The organism is Mucilaginibacter sp. JRF (genome assembly GCF_015223065.1).
Classification (GTDB): Bacteria; Bacteroidota; Bacteroidia; order Sphingobacteriales; family Sphingobacteriaceae; genus Mucilaginibacter.
Genome location: NZ_JADFBY010000002.1, coordinates 522,528 through 539,044, shown reverse-complemented (window position 1 = coordinate 539,044; position 16,517 = coordinate 522,528). Strand labels below are relative to the sequence as shown.

Here is a 16,517-nt window from a genome sequence, read left to right as displayed (position 1 = left end):
AACACAAAATTCATAACGTTTTACTCCTTTTATTTGTATTTTAGTAGCAAATAGCTGTGAATAATCGCTTTACTTCCCTAATTTATTTAACTGTTACAATCATCCTGCTGATCTTTGTACATGGGGGCGCTATTGCGCAGCTACCTGTTGACAGCCTCGTTAAAAAAATCAAAACCATTAAGGATAATGATTCGGCCATGCTATATGCCGATGAGCAGATAGAGGTTGGCAAACTGCGAAAGGATAATGTATATCAGGCGAGGGCGCTTTATGGCAAATCGTTCAGGGTGTATATGAATGGCGACGAACTTAAGGCGCTTGATCTGGCACGCAAGGCCCATGTTCTTGTCAAATCTACCGATTCGGTTATCTATATTAAATCGGCTACTATGATAGCCTACATGCAAAGCAGGCACAATAAGGAGTTTGACGCGCTGAAGATAGCCTTTAAAGCCTTAAAACAAGCCGAACTGCACGGATGGAAACGCCTGAGCGCCGAGTGCCATATTTGTATTGCCGATATTTATCGTTCGATGGATCGGCCGTCGCAGGCGCTCAATCATGCGCAAACAGCCGCTGCCGATATGAAGGCCTCGAAGGATACGGCCATGTACATTACCACGCTTAGTACCCTGTCAAACATATATTCGCAAAGCAATTTTCAGTCAACCTACAACATTGCCAAGGCGGTTGAAAATATGGAGGTGATATTGAATGAGCCTTACGTGAGTAAACTTAGCGTGTTTGAAAAAGCGCGCTACCTCAGTAACCTCGGTCGCCTTTACGAGATGCAGAAACGGTATGACAGGGCAAGCAAGGTACTATTACAAGCTATCGATCTATCGCACCGAGAAAACTTCCCGACGATTGAAAAGCACGCGCTTAACGAACTGGCCACCCTACGGAACGACCAGGGCAGGTACCGTGAAAGTATCGATCTGTCAAACCGGGCGCTGGCCATACAATCTGACGCGCAAACCAGCCGCATGATGCAGCGCAACATCTACAACCGTTTAAGTGATGCTTACGAAGGGTTGAAGGATTACAAGCAGGCATTTAAATACTATAAGCTATATCGTAACCTGAGCGATACCATCACCAACCTCGGCCTCACCAATGCCTCGGCCGAACTTAATGAGAAATATAAGCTGGATAAGCGTTTACTGGTTGAGGAAGCTAAATCAAAAATGGCTACCCAGCAGCGTAACTTCAGCATTATTATAGCGGTAATTATTGTAATTGGTTTGATAATAGCTTACCGCTGGTACTACTACAAGCGGCAGCGCGAAACCATGATGCTGGGCAAGGAACACCAGCAGCTTGCCCGGCTCGATGCCATGAAAACCAGCTTTTTTGCCAATATAAGCCATGAACTCCGAACGCCGCTTACCCTTATTATGGGGCCGCTTGATGTACTGGTTAGCCAGGAAATATTGAGTGAGGAAAAGCGCAAGGTACACCTGGATACCGTTTGGCGTAACAGCAAAAAACTGCTGGGCATGGTAAATGAGTTGCTCGATCTGGGTAAGATAGAGGCCGGAAACCTGCCGGTACGATTGCAAAAGATACAGCTGTTGCCTTTTGTGCGTATGCTGTACCAGGGCTTTTCGGCCGCGGCCGAGCACCGGCAGATACGTTATTCTATAATTTGCAATATTGATGATAAGCTGATTGTTGAGGTTGACCGCGAAAAACTGGAAAAGGTGATCAACAACCTGATATCAAACGCGGTTAAGTTCACCCCTGCTCAGGGTGCTATCTACATAAACGCCAAAGAAAAGGCCGGTAATTTTGAGTTTACCGTAGCCAACACGGGTACAGGTATACACCCTGATGATCTGGGGCATATTTTTGACCGCTACTATCAAGGCGGCAAAGGTACTGCCGAGGGTGGTACAGGCATAGGCTTGGCCATATCGCGCGAGTTTACCGAGTTGCTTGGCGGCTCCATCGAGATAGAGAATGACTGGGGGCGTGGCGTGGTGTTCCGGATAAATTTACCGCTGACCATACTGGATGAAACGCCTTTGTTGCCCGAAGAAGAAGCCAATACCACCCAGCAGGACGTACTGGCTACGCTGAATGCCATTTACACGGTTATGGTGGTTGAGGATCATGCCGAGATGGCGTACTATATTACCTCCATATTAAAACCCATATACCATGTGGTTACGGTTAACAATGGCGCCGAGGCATTAGAGAAACTGGAAGCAATGCCGCAACCGCCGGACCTGATCGTGTCGGACGTGATGATGCCCGTGATGGATGGTTTTGAATTGCTCGAACGGCTTAAAAAACATAGCACCTATTATCGCATACCGGTGGTAATGTTAACCGCCCTTGCCGATGCCTCAAACAAACTGAAGGCTTTAAATATTGGGGTTGACGATTATATCACCAAACCATTCTTGAGTCCTGAATTGCTTGCGCGGGTAGCTAACTTGCTGAGCAACGTGCTGAGCCGTGAGATAGCCGTAGCTGTTGTAAGCGGGGATGAGCCGGATGAGGATGAGGACGAAGCCGATGAAGTAACATCATCACCTGCTGACCTGGCCTGGCTTGCCGAACTGGAAGCGCTTATACGAAGGCATGTGGGTAAAACCGATCTGAATATTGCTATGCTGAGCTACGAGTTATCCATCAGCGAGCGGCAGTTGAACCGGCGTATTAAGGCTATTACGGGCCTTACACCTAACAAATACATACGTGCCATACGTTTACAAATAGCCCGCGAGGCTATTGAGAGTGGGAAATATCGCACTGTTGCCGAAATTTCGTACGTGGCCGGTTTTGATACTCCTGCCTATTTCTCCAAACTTTTTAAGGCCCACTATGGCCGGGATGTTAACGAACTGCTGTAGTTTACAACCTGTCTGTTTTCTTTTTAGTTGATTTATTGGTAGTTAAATTTTTCTTGTCCGTTTTGTTATTTGCTCAATTGGCAGCTTTGTCAAGCTAAATGTCCGTTTTGTTACTGTGTAATTGCACACTTTTGGAACAACGAAACTATTGACCCCCCATCATGAATATTTTAATTAACGAGCAAAATTTAACGAGTATGGTTACTGCCCCTAAACCAAAAGCTATTGTTAAATGCCCGCGTTGCAGTAATGAACAGTGTGAACGTATACCGCGTGGTACAATAGTAAAAATGCTTTTTTCAGAAAATAAGAAGCACTATATGTGTACAAAATGTTTCAAGAAATTCTACAAGACAACATAGTATAATGTTATTAAAACCATCTTTATAAACTTAGGTACCCGTTCTTTATACGGTTTTAATGTGGGAGCCCTCCGGAAACGGAGGGCATTTTTTTTGGTAAAATACCTGTTGCATGTTCGGGGTGTTTTTAATCTTTCATAAATTAACGGCATGAAACTGACTGACCTTTATTTAAAACCGGCCCAAACCCTCGCGGCCGCATTGTTAATCTCGGGTGCCTTAAGTAATTATGGTGCCTACGCGCAAACCAAGGATGCCGTAGTAGATAACATTGTAAAAGAAGCTAACGAAAACTCACAGCTTAAAAATCTTGCCCACGAATTGCTTGATGTTGTAGGCCCGCGCCTGGTAGGCACGTCGCAAATGCAGCAAGCGAACAACTGGGCGGTTGAAAAGTACAAAAGCTGGGGCGTTGCCGCCCGTAACGAAAAGTGGGGCGAGTGGCGCGGCTGGGAGCGCGGCATATCGCACATTGATATGATATCGCCACGAGTGCATACCCTTGAGGCTACCCAGTTAGCCTGGAGCCCCGGCATGAAAAAGAGCGTTACTGCCGAACTGGTGATCATACCTGATGTGGCCGACTCCGTTGAGTTTAAAAAGTGGTTACCTGCCGTTAAGGGCAAATTTGTTTTAATATCAATGGTACAGCCAACCGGCCGCCCCGATTATAACTGGAAGGAATTTGCCACGCCCGAATCATTCGAGAAAATGAAGAAAGAGCGTACCGCCCAAACCGAGGCATGGGCAGCCCGCATACGCAAAACCGGCTACAATGGCCGTACCCTGCCATTGGCTTTAGAAAAAGCAGGTGCCGCCGGTGTGGTGATCAACAACTGGTCGGCAGGTTTTGGGGTTGATAAAATATTTGGCGCCTACACCAAAAAAGTGCCTACTATTGATGTAGCGCTTGAGGATTATGGTTTGCTGTACCGTTTGATAGAATCGGGCCATAAACCGAAGATCCGCGTACAAACCGAATCAAAAGAAAATGGCGTAGTGCCAACCTTTAACACCATTGCCGAAATTAAAGGTAGCGAGAAACCTAACGAATACGTGATCCTGTCGGCCCACTTCGACTCGTGGGATGGCGGCACCGGCGCTACCGATAACGGTACCGGCACACTGACCATGATGGAGGCCATGCGCATTCTGAAAAAGATATATCCAAACCCTAAGCGTACCATTTTGGTAGGGCACTGGGGCAGCGAGGAGCAGGGTTTGAACGGTTCAAAAGCTTTTGTTGAGGATCACCCGGAGATTGTAAAGAACATACAAGCCGTATTTAACCAGGATAACGGTACCGGCCGTGTGGTTAACCTAAGCGGTCAGGGTTTCCTGAATGCTTATGATTACCTGGGCCGCTGGCTGAGCAAGGTGCCTGATAGCATCCGTACCCAAATTGAAACCTCGTTCCCGGGTGCGCCTGGCCGTGGTGGGTCTGATTTTGCCTCTTTCGTAGCGGCAGGTGCTCCGGCATTTTCGCTGAGCTCGAACAGCTGGTCGTACGGTAACTATACCTGGCACACCAACCGCGATACGTATGATAAGATAGTGTTCGACGATTTGCGCAACAACGCCATGCTGGCCGCCATATTGGCCTACCTGGCCAGCGAAGATCCGGCTAAAACATCTAACGAAAAAAGTGTTATGCCAATTAACCCACGCACCGGCGAACAGGCTAAGTGGCCTGAGCAAACCTCGCCAACGCGTCGTGGTGGTTTAGATTAACATTATTTTACTTTTTATACCAACCAGCAAAGGCACCCAATTACGAGGTGCCTTTGCTGGTTAAAAAAAGATAGCATATTACTTTTTAGAAGTAGCTACAATAACAATGCCGCCCACCAGCAACACCCCACCAAGATACGGCGGCCAGCTTACGGTTTTCTCTTTATCTGCCGATACCTGAATCGGCCCCGCATCAATCAGTTTCTCTTTCTTAGTATAGGTAAATCCTGTCCATATCAGCATGGCTGCGCCTATAACTATCAATATAATTCCGGTAACTCTGTTCATAACGTTGGTTTATGTAAATGATAAGCAGCACGGGCGGGAAAATGTTTTTATTTTGGTGATAAGGTGTCGGGTTTGGTCAGATTTAAATATAAAAATACAATCATGAAACTTGAATTCTTAAATGATGTAAGCGACGGTGGAAAATTCCCGCAAGTTGTAACCGATCAACTGATAAGATTATATGATTTTGATAGCTTACAAGCAGATGCTTTAAGACAAGAAATAACAAGTGTGATCATTCAACGTGGCGAAGACCTTAAGTTATCACAGCTTAAATTCATTGAACACTTTAATTGTGATCTAACCCTGCATTTGTCTGATACTGATACAGGCATAATAGCGGTTGATGAAGCTGATTTTATTTGTGATTTAACTAAAGGTGGATATGAAAACATGGTCAACCTTTTAGAACCATTTTGTGTAGAAGCTGAAGCAGGTCATCAATGGCTTTATGAAATAGATACACCTATTGATTTTTTGTTTTCTCCCGACGGTACATGGTAGAAACAGGGGTTTAATAATAGTGCTGATATTGAAAAATAGAGCTGTTGTGGAAGTGGAGTGATGAAAACATATCGCATGGTTAACCCCTCCCTGGCCCTCCCGTGGGGAGGGAATTAAAGACTAAGAAACGTATCGGATTTTATGACTTACCGCTTTGTCATGCTGAGCTTGTCGAAGCACTCGCCTCTTGGTAAGGCTCTCGATCGCCCTTCGACAGGCTCTGGGTGACATGGTCTGGGCTAACTTTTCTCCTATTATTTTTGTCATTTCGACGAAGGAGAAATCTGTCGCTTTGTTATAGAACGTATACAGATTCCTCCTCGTACCTCGTTCGGAATGACAAGATTAAAATAAAAAAGCACAGCCCTTAAATAACCTCTCCTACCGGCATCAGAAATGCCCGGAGCTGCACAATACCTGCCTAAGCACACCCTTTCACCGGGCAGGGCGCAGCCGGCGATGCTTTATTAAGAGTTTGTGCTTTATTCAGTAGGTTGTGCTTACAATTATCGTCAGTCTGCTCTTGGGCGCAGGGCCCAGTTACTTTGTCTTAGACACAAAGTAACCAAAAGTCAAGGCAGAAAAAACCTTCCGCCCACAAGGCCATACTCCCTGGCCCGGTTTTCTGCCAGGCCGACGCGCTTTTTATTTGAAGTTTTTATAAAAGTCTTCCCCCTCGGGGAGGATTTAGGAGGGGGTGTACGAGGAGAAATCTCCCGCTTTACTAATGAACATGTACAGATTTCTCCTCCGTCGAAATGACAGGGTGAGTAAATATAAAAAACGCGTCATTGCAATAACGAGATTATATAGAAGTCATCCACAACGGACTATCAGCCCACTCACTCTTTAAAATACTATAGTAAGCAGAGCTCCGCAGAAAGCCATCGTATAATTTTAAGTGCTGCCTCACGGTGCCTTCATACTTGGCACCTAAACCAGCTATGGCTTTGCACGAGCGGATGTTACGTTCATCGGCACGGAGTTGGATGCGGTTGAGGCCGAGCACTTCAAAGCCGTAGCGCAATATCTCAAACTTCATGGCTTTGTTGAGGCCGGTGCCGCGAAACTCGGGGGCTATCCACGTCCAGCCCAGGTGGGCATGCTCGTGCTGCCATGATATTTCGGCGAGGCGGGTTGTGCCTGCTATGCAGTTGGTGGCGACATCAATAATGGTGAAAACCATACAGGTTCCCGCTTCGCGTTCGGCAATGGCTTCGGTTATGTATTTACGTAGTTCGCCGGGCTGTGAAAGATCTGTGGGGCTATACATCCAACATGCCTTATCATTGGCTATGGGTTGCAGTTCGGCCTCATCGCTCGGTTGCAGGGGGCGTAATATTACTTTGGCATTTTGCAGCGTGGGCGACAGGTTAAACTTCATAGCTTAATATTTTATGCACGATAAATCTAAACAATGTAGCTTGAACGCATGAGTGTAAGGTGAACTTTAAAAAGAATATTTTGTACATTTGATATAGTGTACTTAATCGCATAGAAATGACAACTTTAATAATGGAATTTCCTGATAACGCAACCGCTGCTGCGATATCCGGCATTATCAAGGAGGCAAAAAAGGCCGGTGCCTCGATCCATTTAGAAAATGAGCACGATCTTTCTGAGAAAGAATTTGAGCTCTTAAAGGAATCATACAAAGAAGCCCTGCAAATAAAAACAGGCAAAACCACAGCAACCCCATATACTGATCTGTGGGATGAATAATTCCGTTTTCGTTTCTGCCGCCTTTAAAAGGGAGGTTAAGCCTTTAGCAAAGAAATACAAATCGTTAAAAGAATCCTTAGACAAGCTTGTTAAAAACCTAACGGACAATCCTTACTTAGGGGATGCCTATGGTCATGATATTTTTAAAGTAAGACTGGCAGATCCGAGCAAAGGAGTTGGTAAAAGAGGCGGCTTTAGGGTTATGTATTACCATCTCCAGAAAACTGAAGATGGTATTCAAATATTAATGATGTCGATCTACGACAAATCAGAACGATCAACCATAAAAAAGGCCGACGCCATTAAAATTTTAGATGATATTTTGAAAGAGCACAATGCGGGTGAATAATTAACATCAGCAAATTTGCTCCAGCATATCTATATATATCCCTATCCCCTGCTCTATCTCATTCACATAAATAAATTCATCGGCAGTGTGTGATCGCGCCGAATCGCCGGGACCAATTTTGAGTGATGGTATATCGAGCAATGATTGGTCAGACGTGGTTGGCGAGCCGTAGGTATCTCTGCCAAGGGCAATACCGGCCTGAACGATCGGGTGGCTTTTATCTATTGATGATGGTTTAAGGCGGATAGATCGCGGCTTAACCTCGCAACTTACATGCTCACGGATAATATCCAGCACTTCCTCATTACGGTAAGCATCGGTAACGCGCACATCAACCGTAAAGGTACAGCTGGCGGGCACCACGTTATGCTGCGAACCGGCATTGATAATGGTAACCGACATTTTCACCGGCCCAAACACTTCCGACTCCTTCGGAAACCTGAAGTTGCGGAACCACTCAATATCCGTAAGCGCTTTGTAAATGGCGTTGTCGCCTTCCTCGCGGGCGGCGTGGCCGGCCTTGCCGTGGCTGGTGCAATCCAGTACCATCAATCCTTTTTCGGCAATGGCCAAGTGCATCAGGGTAGGCTCGCCTACAATACCAAAATCAAGCTTACCCAAATCAGGGATGATCAGCTCCAGGCCGTTAACGCCTGATATTTCTTCCTCAGCAGTGGTAGCCAAACAAAAGTTATATTTCAAACCCTCCTGCTCATAAAAGTACAGGAACACAGCGATCAACGATACCAAACATCCACCGGCATCATTACTGCCCAGGCCGTAAAGTTTACCATCTTCAATTTTAGCATCAAATGGATCGCGGGTATAGCCTGAGTTGGGTTTTACGGTATCGTGGTGCGAGTTAAGCAATATGGTAGGCTTAGCCGGGTCGAAATGTTTATTCCATGCCCAAAGGTTATTGAGCTTGCGGTGCACTTCGATGCCGTGCTGTTTCAGGAATTGTTCTATAAGGTCGGCAGTGCGGTCTTCCTCTTTACTGAATGAAGGTGTAGCGATCAGTTGCTGAAGCAACTGTACCGCCTGCTGAAAAAGATGCTGTTTATCGGTCATATAAATCACGGAACGATCCCGTTTGGTAAGGCGCAAAAATAAGCTTTTTTGCTGATTATTAATTTTTAGAAAAGCTATACCTCGTTGATGTATTCATCCTCAATTTTTGACGACTTGCGGGTATCGCTCATGGTACCATATATCAGCAACGATATAAATATGCATACCGTAACGTAGTAAAAGAACCATTCGGGATGGCCCTGGCTTTTTAGATACAGGGCGATATATTCAGCCGTGCCCCCAAAAAGCGATACTGCGATAGCATACGGAAAGCCTACCCCCAAAGCCCGCACATTAGCCGGAAAAAGCTCGGCCTTTACCACCGCGTTGATGGAGGTATAGCAGCTTACCACTACCAGCGCCAGCATAATGAGCATGAACGCGGGCACAGCCTCATGCGTGTTACTCAACCTGTTTAGTATGGGCACCGTTACCAGCGTGCCTAAAATACCAAAAGCGACCAATAGTGGCTTGCGCCCTATCCTATCGCTCAGCAAACCAAACAGGGGTTGCAGCAACATAAAAAACACCAGTGAGAGGGTTGATATAAGGGATGCCTCCGGCTTGCTGAATTTACTGGTATCAACCAAAAACTTTTGCATGTAGGTGGTAAATGTATAAAAGGCAACGGTACCGCCTAAAGTTAAGCCCACTACGGTAAATACCGCCCGGGGCTGCTGCGCTAAAGCACTAAGTGTACCTTTTAATGGGTTGGCACTATCCTTTTGGTTTTGGTATGATGATGATTCCTTTAAGCTGCGGCGCAGGTACATGGTGATGATTGCCAGCATAGCCCCTACCACGAACGGAATGCGCCAGCCCCAATCATGCAACTGATCTTCGCTCAGGAAAACCCTTTGCAGCAATACCAGTACGCCCATGGCCAGCAGTTGGCCCATAATGAGTGTTACATATTGAAAGCTCGAATAAAAACCACGGTGTTTTTTATCGGCCATCTCGCTGAGGTAGGTGGCGCTGGTGCCGTACTCACCACCTACACTGAGGCCTTGCAGCATGCGGGCCAGCAGTAACAATAGCGGCGCGAAAATGCCTATCCTATCATACGATGGTATTATGGCGATGATGAGCGAACCCAGGCTCATCAGCAATACCGAGAAGGTGAGCGCCGTTTTCCGTCCTTTTTTATCGGCGAACATGCCCATCAGCCAGCCGCCTATTGGTCGCATTAAAAAACCTATGGCGAATATGCCTGCCGTATTCAGCAAGCGTACGGTGGGGTTGCTGTCCTTAAAAAAGGCATCCGAAAAATATAGCGAGAACGACGAGTAGGCATACCAATCGTACCACTCTACCAAATTACCCATGGAGCCGCCAATAATGGAGCGGAGGCGTTCGGCAGTGGTGTGCGGTGCAGATGTTTGGCTCATGGTTTAAAAGTAGCTTTTTTTATGGTGAAAGCTGAAAGGTTAAAGCTGAAAGGTAAAAGGAGAAAGGTTTTGGAGTGAGTGATGAGTTTTGAGCTGAAAGGTTAAAGGATAAGGGTTTGGAGCGAGTGGGTTTAGTTAATGATGGCTTAATTGTTCAATTCATGCAAAACCATTATTTTGCGGCATGCTTATCACAGAGGATTTTTTGCACTATGTATGGAAGTTCAGGCTTTTTGACCGCGCCGAACTTAAAACGGTTGAGGGTGATGAGATAGAGGTATTCTCCGCCGGGCTGCATAACAAACATGCCGGGCCCGATTTTCAGAACGCCCGCCTGCGCATTGGCGAAACTACCTGGGCAGGTAATGTAGAGCTGCACATATCCTCGGCCGACTGGCAGCGCCACGGTCACAATACCGATAAGGCTTATGATAGTGTGATACTGCATGTAGTTTACCGCGATGACGCGCCGGTTACCCTACCCAACGGCAGGCGTATACCCACACTCGAACTGCATAACCGCATAGCGCCCGAATTGTATAACCGCTACCATAAACTCCTTTTTGGCGAGCGGCAATTTATCCCCTGCGAGGCTAATATGGCCGGGGTCGACAGCCTGTCCATGAGTACCTGGCTATCGCGCATTTTGATCGAGAGGCTCGAAAAACGGTCGGAAGCGGTATTGACCGCCCTTGCCACCAACCGTGGCGATTGGGAAGAAACTTTTTACCAGTTTTTAGCGGCCAACTTCGGCTTTAAAACCAATGCCTTGCCGTTTGAGTTGTTGGCACGTTCGCTACCGCAAATTACACTCGCCAAGCACAAAAACAATCCGCTGCAAATTGAGGCGCTCATATTTGGGCAGGCCGGTTTTTTGGATGGCGATATGGCTGATGATTATCCGCGGAAATTAAAAACCGAGTATCAATACCTTAAACACAAGCACGGCCTTAAGCCTATTGATAACCACCTATGGAAGTTTATGCGTATGCGGCCGCAAAACTTTCCTACCATCAGGCTGGCGCAATTTGCCGGGTTAATTGTACAATCAAACCATCTGCTAAGTAAAATACTGGAGATACGTGAGGTGGATATTCTGCGGAGTTTGTTTGATAGCATCAGCATCAACCCTTACTGGGAAAACCATTACCGCTTTGATGCCGAAAGCAAGCCATCGCCCAAAAACCTGGGCAAAGCCTCGGCCGATGTGCTGTTGCTTAATACGGTAGCGCTGTTTTTATTTACCTATGGCAAGCAGCACAGGCAGCAGTACCATATAAACCGTGCGCTAAAGTTGTTAGAAAGTTTACCTGCCGAAAAGAACAATATTACCGCGGATTTTGTTAATTTAGGATTGAAAATAAAAACAGCGTTTGAAAGCCAGGCATTGCTCGAACTAAAAAATAATTACTGCGACCATAAGAAATGCCTTGATTGCACCGTTGGTAATAAGATACTAAAGCTAAGCTGATATGTTACAGAGGATAATCACCTTTTTTGAGCGTTACTCTTTCGGGGTATGTACCTACCTCGGCAGCCGCTTCAATGTATCTATCGCTAAAATCCGTTTATTCTTTATCTACTCGTCGTTTTTGGCGGTAGGTTTCCCGCTGATATTCTATTTCTTCGCAGGCATAGTGCTTGATATCCGCAACTACGTTAAGCGTACCCGTACCCGCCTTACTGATTTGTAATCATTCAAATCAACATTAACCAAAAGTTAATTTTAAAGCTTCCGTTAATTGCAAATTTGTAAAACAAATCTCTCTCTCTGTTCATTTTATATAGTTAAATAATTTATGCAGAATGGCATATATTTACAAGCTTTAACTGACGAATGACTGGCAACACCCCATCTGAGGCCAATTTTGATGATACCATATTTCGCACCCTCATTGAGGAGTCGCCAACGGCCGTAGGGTTGTATGTTGGCCGCGATATGCGTATACAGCTTGCTAACGATGCCATGCTTAAGGTTTGGGGCAAAGGCAGTAATGTTATTGGCCAAACCCTGCACCAGGCCCTGCCCGAGCTGGAAGGCCAACCCTTTCATGGCTTACTTAATGATGTTTTTACCGGCGGCGAGCCTTACGAGGCTACCGAGGATCGGGTCGATCTGGTAGTTGATGGCCGTTTACAAACCTTTTACTACAACTTTACTTACAAGCCTTTAAAGGATGCTGCCGGCAAGGTATGGGGCATACTCAATACCGCTACCGATGTATCTGAACTTGTACGCACCCGCAAAAAACTGAACGAGAGCGAAGAAAGCACCCGCTTTGCCCTGTACGCCAGCGAGCTTGGTACCTGGGATCTTGATCCGCTTAACAACATCATCACCTGGGATCAACGTTGCAAGGAGCTGTATGGGTTCCCGAAGGATGATGTTACCACTTATGCCGAGGTGCTCAACAATATGCACCCCGATGATGCCGGGCGTGTTAACGAGGCGGTACAACGTGCCTTGGATATTAACTCCGGTGCCGAAGGAAATTACTTTTGCGAGTTCCGCACCATTGGCGCTACCGATAAGCGCTTGCGCTGGCTGCGCTGCAAGGGCAAGGCTTATTTTAATGCCGGGGGCACTGCCTACCGTTTTGCTGGTACTGCCATGGATATTACCCGTGAGGTGGCCGACACCCAACAGCAGCGCGAGTTAACGGCATTAGTTGCCGGCAGCGATAATATTATTTACGTTGCCGATTTAAATAACAGGCTTACCTACATTAACAAAACAGGGCAGGATGTACTGGGCATAACTGACGCCGCGGGCTTATTAGGTACCGAAATTTTTATGCCCGATGATATGCAGCGCCTGCAACGCGAGGCTTTGCCTGCCCTATTTAAAACCGGCAAATGGAAAGGCAAAATGCGGCATCGCAATCAGCTAACCGGCGAGCCTGTGCCTGTACATATCAACGCGTTTCGTATTGATGACCCGATAACCGGTAAGCCCAGCGGTTTGGCAGCCGTAAGTCGTGATATGCGGCCCGAGATTATGGCTAACAGCGAAAAGGACAAGTTATTGGCGCTGATAGATAACAGCAGCGTTTTTGTAGCGCTATCAAACCTGGATGGCTTTGTTACTTATGTGAACACCTATGGGCGTGATATGGTAGGGCTTGATAGTATTGAGGATGCACAAAGGCAAAACTCAGACTATGTAGTACCCGGCCAGATGGAAAAAATAATTGACGGCTACCGTAAAAGTATGGCCGAAACCGGCATGTGGACCGGCAAGGTGGTTTACAAGCATTTTAAAACCGGCGAACTTATACCCGTTGAGGGCAAAACCATATTGGTGTACGACCCTATAACCGGCCAGCCCGCCGGGCGTGCCAGTATAGTGCGCGACTTAAGGCAGGAAATTGCCGACAAGCAGGCCTTGCTGGAAAGTCAGCACCTGCTGTACAACATTACATCAGCATCGCCCACCGTGTTGTGGATGACCGATAAGGATGGCAATACCACCTATGTTAACCAAACCTGGATCGACTGGACAGGTCAAAGCTACGAAGAAGCTTTAGCCGGCGGCTGGTTAAACTTTATTTATGAGGATGACCGAGAACAAGCCGTTAAGGATTTTACCGAAGGCCTGAGCAATCGATCTGCATACGTATCAAACTTCAGGTTAAAGCGTAAGGACGGAGCAGTTATTTGGTGCGTAGCTAAGGGCAACCCGCAACATTATGCCGATGGCTCGTTCGCGGGTATTGTAGGTTCATGTACTGATATTACCGAGAAAACCCTGATAGACCAAAAGCTGCAACAAACCAACAGCGAGCTTACCGAGCAAATGAACCAGTTTTCGTTTGTTACCGATTTTATGCCCGTACAGCTATGGACAACCGATCTTAGCGGTGAGGTTGATTATGTGAACCACGGCATGGTTGACTATTTCGGTGTAAAGGCCGAAGATATACTGGGTTCAAACCTGCAAAAATTTGTGCATCCTGATGATATGCCTGTTATTAACCATACCTGGCAACGATCATTAGATACGGGCAAACCTTTCCAGGTAGAATTCAGGATCAGGAATGCTGAGGGTGTTTATAAATGGCACCTATCAAGGGCATTGCCTTTTTACAGCGAGGGCAATATGGTTAAATGGTTTGGCACCAATACCGATATTGATCAGCATAAACAATTGCAACGCCAAAAGGACGACTTTTTAGGCATCGCCAGTCATGAATTAAAAACGCCTGTTACCAGTATAAAAGCCTACGCCCAGGTGCTTGGCGCCATGCTTACTAAAGAGGGCGAGCACAGCAAGGCCGCGATGGTTACCCGGATGGATAGCCAGATAAACCGCCTCACCAACCTCATTGGCGATCTGCTTGATGTTACCAAGATAAACTCGGGCAGGTTGCAGTTCAACAAAACGTGGTTTAGTTTGGATGATCTGGTTAAAGAGGTGATGGACGATTTGCAACATACCACCATGAAGCATACCCTTGTGGAAAATTTTTCCCACACCGGAAATATCTACTCAGATCGTGATAGGTTGAGCCAGGTGATAGTAAACCTGATCAGCAACGCCATCAAGTATTCGCCTGCTGAGGGTGAGGTGATTGTGCGCACGCATCGCGAAAACAACACCGTAACGGTAAGCGTTGAGGATTTTGGTATCGGTATTGCAAATGATAAACAGAACAAGGTGTTTGAGCAATTTTATCGTGTAAGTGGTAATAAGCAACACACTTTTCCGGGGCTGGGGCTCGGTTTATATATCTCCTCAGAAATAATAAAACGCGAAGGCGGCAAAATGTGGGTAAACAGTGTTGAAGGCAAAGGATCAACCTTTCACTTTAGCCTGCCCGTGCCGCCCGAAAATGATTAACAATATATTTTTATACAGATACTTTTACCTTTTATTACAATGACAAGCCTGAAACATAAAAAAATAATGATAGCAGATGACGACCCCGGGATTGTTGATGCCGTTGAGATGCTGCTTGAATTTGAGGGCTACGCCGTTACCTCCACCGTTGAGGGTTCGGCAGTACTTGCACTACAGGATAACTTACCCGACTTGCTGCTGCTTGACATTTGGATGAGCGGCGAGGACGGTCGTGATATTTGCCGTTCACTTAAGGGCGATGCTACCAAAAAGCACATCCCGGTGATCATGATATCGGCCAGTAAGGATATCAAGGATTCGGCCATGCAAGCCGGCGCCGATGATTTTTTGGCCAAGCCGTTTGAGATGAATGATTTGTTAGGGAAGATAGAGGCATTGATAGCAAGGCCGACTATTTAAATAACATGTCATTTCGAACGAGGTACGAGGAGAAATCTCTCGCTTTGTTATTAAACGCAGACAGATTTCTCGCTGGCGCTTCGAAATGACAAAAAACTATAATCACGTCATTGCGAGGTACGAAGCAATCTCTGTAGGACGATCCGCAAGATAAGTCGCTCGGAGATTGCTTCGTACCTCGCAATGACGCTTAATTATACACTACCTCCCCATGATAAAAACACTCCTCACAACCGCTATAACATTACTCCTAACCCTAAACAGCACGCCCCAAAACAACGGCGATGCCATATTAGGCAAATGGACATCAGACGATAAAAAACTTGTTGTGCAGATGTATAAACATGGCGATGAGTACCGCGGCAAAATGGTTTGGTTTAAGGATGATGACAGCAAACCCATGGACCAATGGACCGACAAGCACAACCCCGACCCCAAACTTCGCGAACGTAAATTATTAGGTATGGATGTAGTTACCGGTTTGGTGCATAAAGGCGATAGTTACGAGGGCGGCTCCATCTACGAAGCCAAAAGCGGCAAAACCTGGAGCGCCGCCGCCAAGCTTGATGGCAATGATGTGTTAAAAGTAAAAGGCTACTGGCACGTAAAACTCCTTGGCCGAACGATGATATTCAGGCGGGTAAAATAGCCTGAAACAAGAACGGCGCTCCAAATGAAGCGCCGCTTTTGTTTTATAAATAACTCTTGATAGTACTCAATAGAGATTCTTTGAAAGAATATATTTCATCAAGCGTTTCAATATCTTTTTTCACGAAATTTTTGGCTTCATCAACCAAAGCAATACTTAATTTTTTCTTAGTGAAAAATAAACGACAGATTGGCTTACGATTGTTATCATCTAACAAAATAGCACAATAACTAAGCGCATCTCTTAAAATAACACGCTTAGGATCGATCAATTCACTCACAATAGATTTTATGATCATCGAAGCAAATACTTCTTCTTCGGTTGTTTCTATC

The 16,517-nt window shown here is 46.1% G+C and carries 15 protein-coding genes; 10 read left to right on the top strand and 5 right to left on the bottom strand.

Features of this window, described 5'->3' with window-relative positions; translation table 11 throughout:
• Positions 1–56 precede the first annotated feature (56 nt).
• Together IM792_RS07820 and IM792_RS07815 are read left to right on the top strand one after the other, a co-directional pair.
• Positions 57–2,861 carry an ATP-binding protein gene (locus IM792_RS07820; protein WP_194101266.1) on the top strand — a complete coding sequence of 935 codons (2,805 nt, stop codon included), beginning with the start codon at positions 57–59 and terminating at the stop codon, positions 2,859–2,861.
• Between the two features lie 512 nt (positions 2,862–3,373).
• The gene (locus IM792_RS07815; protein WP_194101265.1) at positions 3,374–4,954 is read left to right on the top strand and encodes a M20/M25/M40 family metallo-hydrolase; all 1,581 of its coding nucleotides are present in this window, start codon (positions 3,374–3,376) and stop codon (positions 4,952–4,954) included.
• A gap of 78 nt (positions 4,955–5,032) precedes the next feature.
• On the opposite strand, the gene IM792_RS07810 is transcribed toward IM792_RS07815, so the two are convergent.
• Positions 5,033–5,242, bottom strand: a complete 210-nt coding sequence (locus IM792_RS07810; protein WP_194101264.1) for a hypothetical protein — start codon at positions 5,240–5,242, stop codon at positions 5,033–5,035.
• 102 nt (positions 5,243–5,344) lie between these two features.
• On the opposite strand from IM792_RS07810, the gene IM792_RS07805 reads away from it, so the two are divergent.
• Complete coding sequence (locus IM792_RS07805) at positions 5,345–5,746, top strand: hypothetical protein (RefSeq protein ID WP_194101263.1); 402 nt, start codon at positions 5,345–5,347, stop codon at positions 5,744–5,746.
• 805 nt (positions 5,747–6,551) lie between these two features.
• Here the strand turns inward: IM792_RS07805 and IM792_RS07800 are convergent.
• The gene (locus IM792_RS07800; protein ID WP_194101262.1) at positions 6,552–7,130 is read right to left on the bottom strand and encodes a GNAT family protein; all 579 of its coding nucleotides are present in this window, start codon (positions 7,128–7,130) and stop codon (positions 6,552–6,554) included.
• 116 nt (positions 7,131–7,246) lie between these two features.
• Between IM792_RS07800 and IM792_RS07795 the strand changes: the two genes are divergently transcribed.
• Positions 7,247–7,468, top strand: a complete 222-nt coding sequence (locus tag IM792_RS07795; protein WP_194101261.1) for a hypothetical protein — start codon at positions 7,247–7,249, stop codon at positions 7,466–7,468.
• Positions 7,461–7,817 (top strand): addiction module toxin RelE, encoded by a 357-nt coding sequence (locus IM792_RS07790; protein WP_194101260.1) that lies wholly within the window; start codon positions 7,461–7,463, stop codon positions 7,815–7,817. Before IM792_RS07795 ends, IM792_RS07790 begins: the two co-directional genes overlap by 8 nt.
• A 6-nt stretch (positions 7,818–7,823) precedes the next feature.
• On the opposite strand, the gene IM792_RS07785 is transcribed toward IM792_RS07790, so the two are convergent.
• Entirely contained in the window at positions 7,824–8,888 is a 1,065-nt protein-coding gene (locus IM792_RS07785; RefSeq protein ID WP_194101259.1) for a M20 family metallo-hydrolase, read from the bottom strand.
• 74 nt (positions 8,889–8,962) lie between these two features.
• The gene (locus IM792_RS07780; RefSeq protein WP_194101258.1) at positions 8,963–10,276 is read right to left on the bottom strand and encodes an MFS transporter; all 1,314 of its coding nucleotides are present in this window, start codon (positions 10,274–10,276) and stop codon (positions 8,963–8,965) included.
• A 184-nt stretch (positions 10,277–10,460) separates the two neighbouring features.
• Between IM792_RS07780 and IM792_RS07775 the strand changes: the two genes are divergently transcribed.
• From IM792_RS07775 to IM792_RS07755, 5 genes are all read left to right on the top strand, one after another.
• On the top strand, positions 10,461–11,747 hold the full coding sequence (locus IM792_RS07775; RefSeq protein WP_194101257.1) for a DUF2851 family protein: 1,287 nt from the start codon (positions 10,461–10,463) through the stop codon (positions 11,745–11,747).
• Position 11,748: 1 nt separating this feature from the next.
• On the top strand, positions 11,749–11,970 hold the full coding sequence (locus tag IM792_RS07770) for a PspC family transcriptional regulator (protein WP_194101256.1): 222 nt from the start codon (positions 11,749–11,751) through the stop codon (positions 11,968–11,970).
• A 143-nt stretch (positions 11,971–12,113) separates the two neighbouring features.
• The gene (locus IM792_RS07765; RefSeq protein WP_194101255.1) at positions 12,114–15,116 is read left to right on the top strand and encodes a PAS domain S-box protein; all 3,003 of its coding nucleotides are present in this window, start codon (positions 12,114–12,116) and stop codon (positions 15,114–15,116) included.
• Between the two features lie 39 nt (positions 15,117–15,155).
• Positions 15,156–15,536 (top strand): response regulator, encoded by a 381-nt coding sequence (locus IM792_RS07760; protein ID WP_194101254.1) that lies wholly within the window; start codon positions 15,156–15,158, stop codon positions 15,534–15,536.
• A gap of 211 nt (positions 15,537–15,747) precedes the next feature.
• Positions 15,748–16,185 (top strand): DUF2147 domain-containing protein, encoded by a 438-nt coding sequence (locus tag IM792_RS07755; RefSeq protein ID WP_194101253.1) that lies wholly within the window; start codon positions 15,748–15,750, stop codon positions 16,183–16,185.
• A gap of 43 nt (positions 16,186–16,228) precedes the next feature.
• On the opposite strand, the gene IM792_RS21275 is transcribed toward IM792_RS07755, so the two are convergent.
• Positions 16,229–16,465, bottom strand: a complete 237-nt coding sequence (locus IM792_RS21275; protein WP_228084982.1) for a hypothetical protein — start codon at positions 16,463–16,465, stop codon at positions 16,229–16,231.
• Positions 16,466–16,517: the final 52 nt, after the last annotated feature.

Coding starts and splice junctions, on each gene's coding strand:
- IM792_RS07815 (WP_194101265.1), top strand. CDS start 3,374: ATGAAACTGACTGACCTTTATTTAAAACCGGCCCAAACCCTCGCGGCC.
- IM792_RS07810 (WP_194101264.1), bottom strand. CDS start 5,242: ATGAACAGAGTTACCGGAATTATATTGATAGTTATAGGCGCAGCCATG.
- IM792_RS07805 (WP_194101263.1), top strand. CDS start 5,345: ATGAAACTTGAATTCTTAAATGATGTAAGCGACGGTGGAAAATTCCCG.
- IM792_RS07800 (WP_194101262.1), bottom strand. CDS start 7,130: ATGAAGTTTAACCTGTCGCCCACGCTGCAAAATGCCAAAGTAATATTA.
- IM792_RS07795 (WP_194101261.1), top strand. CDS start 7,247: ATGACAACTTTAATAATGGAATTTCCTGATAACGCAACCGCTGCTGCG.
- IM792_RS07790 (WP_194101260.1), top strand. CDS start 7,461: ATGAATAATTCCGTTTTCGTTTCTGCCGCCTTTAAAAGGGAGGTTAAG.
- IM792_RS07785 (WP_194101259.1), bottom strand. CDS start 8,888: ATGACCGATAAACAGCATCTTTTTCAGCAGGCGGTACAGTTGCTTCAG.
- IM792_RS07780 (WP_194101258.1), bottom strand. CDS start 10,276: ATGAGCCAAACATCTGCACCGCACACCACTGCCGAACGCCTCCGCTCC.
- IM792_RS07775 (WP_194101257.1), top strand. CDS start 10,461: ATGCTTATCACAGAGGATTTTTTGCACTATGTATGGAAGTTCAGGCTT.
- IM792_RS07770 (WP_194101256.1), top strand. CDS start 11,749: ATGTTACAGAGGATAATCACCTTTTTTGAGCGTTACTCTTTCGGGGTA.
- IM792_RS07765 (WP_194101255.1), top strand. CDS start 12,114: ATGACTGGCAACACCCCATCTGAGGCCAATTTTGATGATACCATATTT.
- IM792_RS07760 (WP_194101254.1), top strand. CDS start 15,156: ATGACAAGCCTGAAACATAAAAAAATAATGATAGCAGATGACGACCCC.
- IM792_RS07755 (WP_194101253.1), top strand. CDS start 15,748: ATGATAAAAACACTCCTCACAACCGCTATAACATTACTCCTAACCCTA.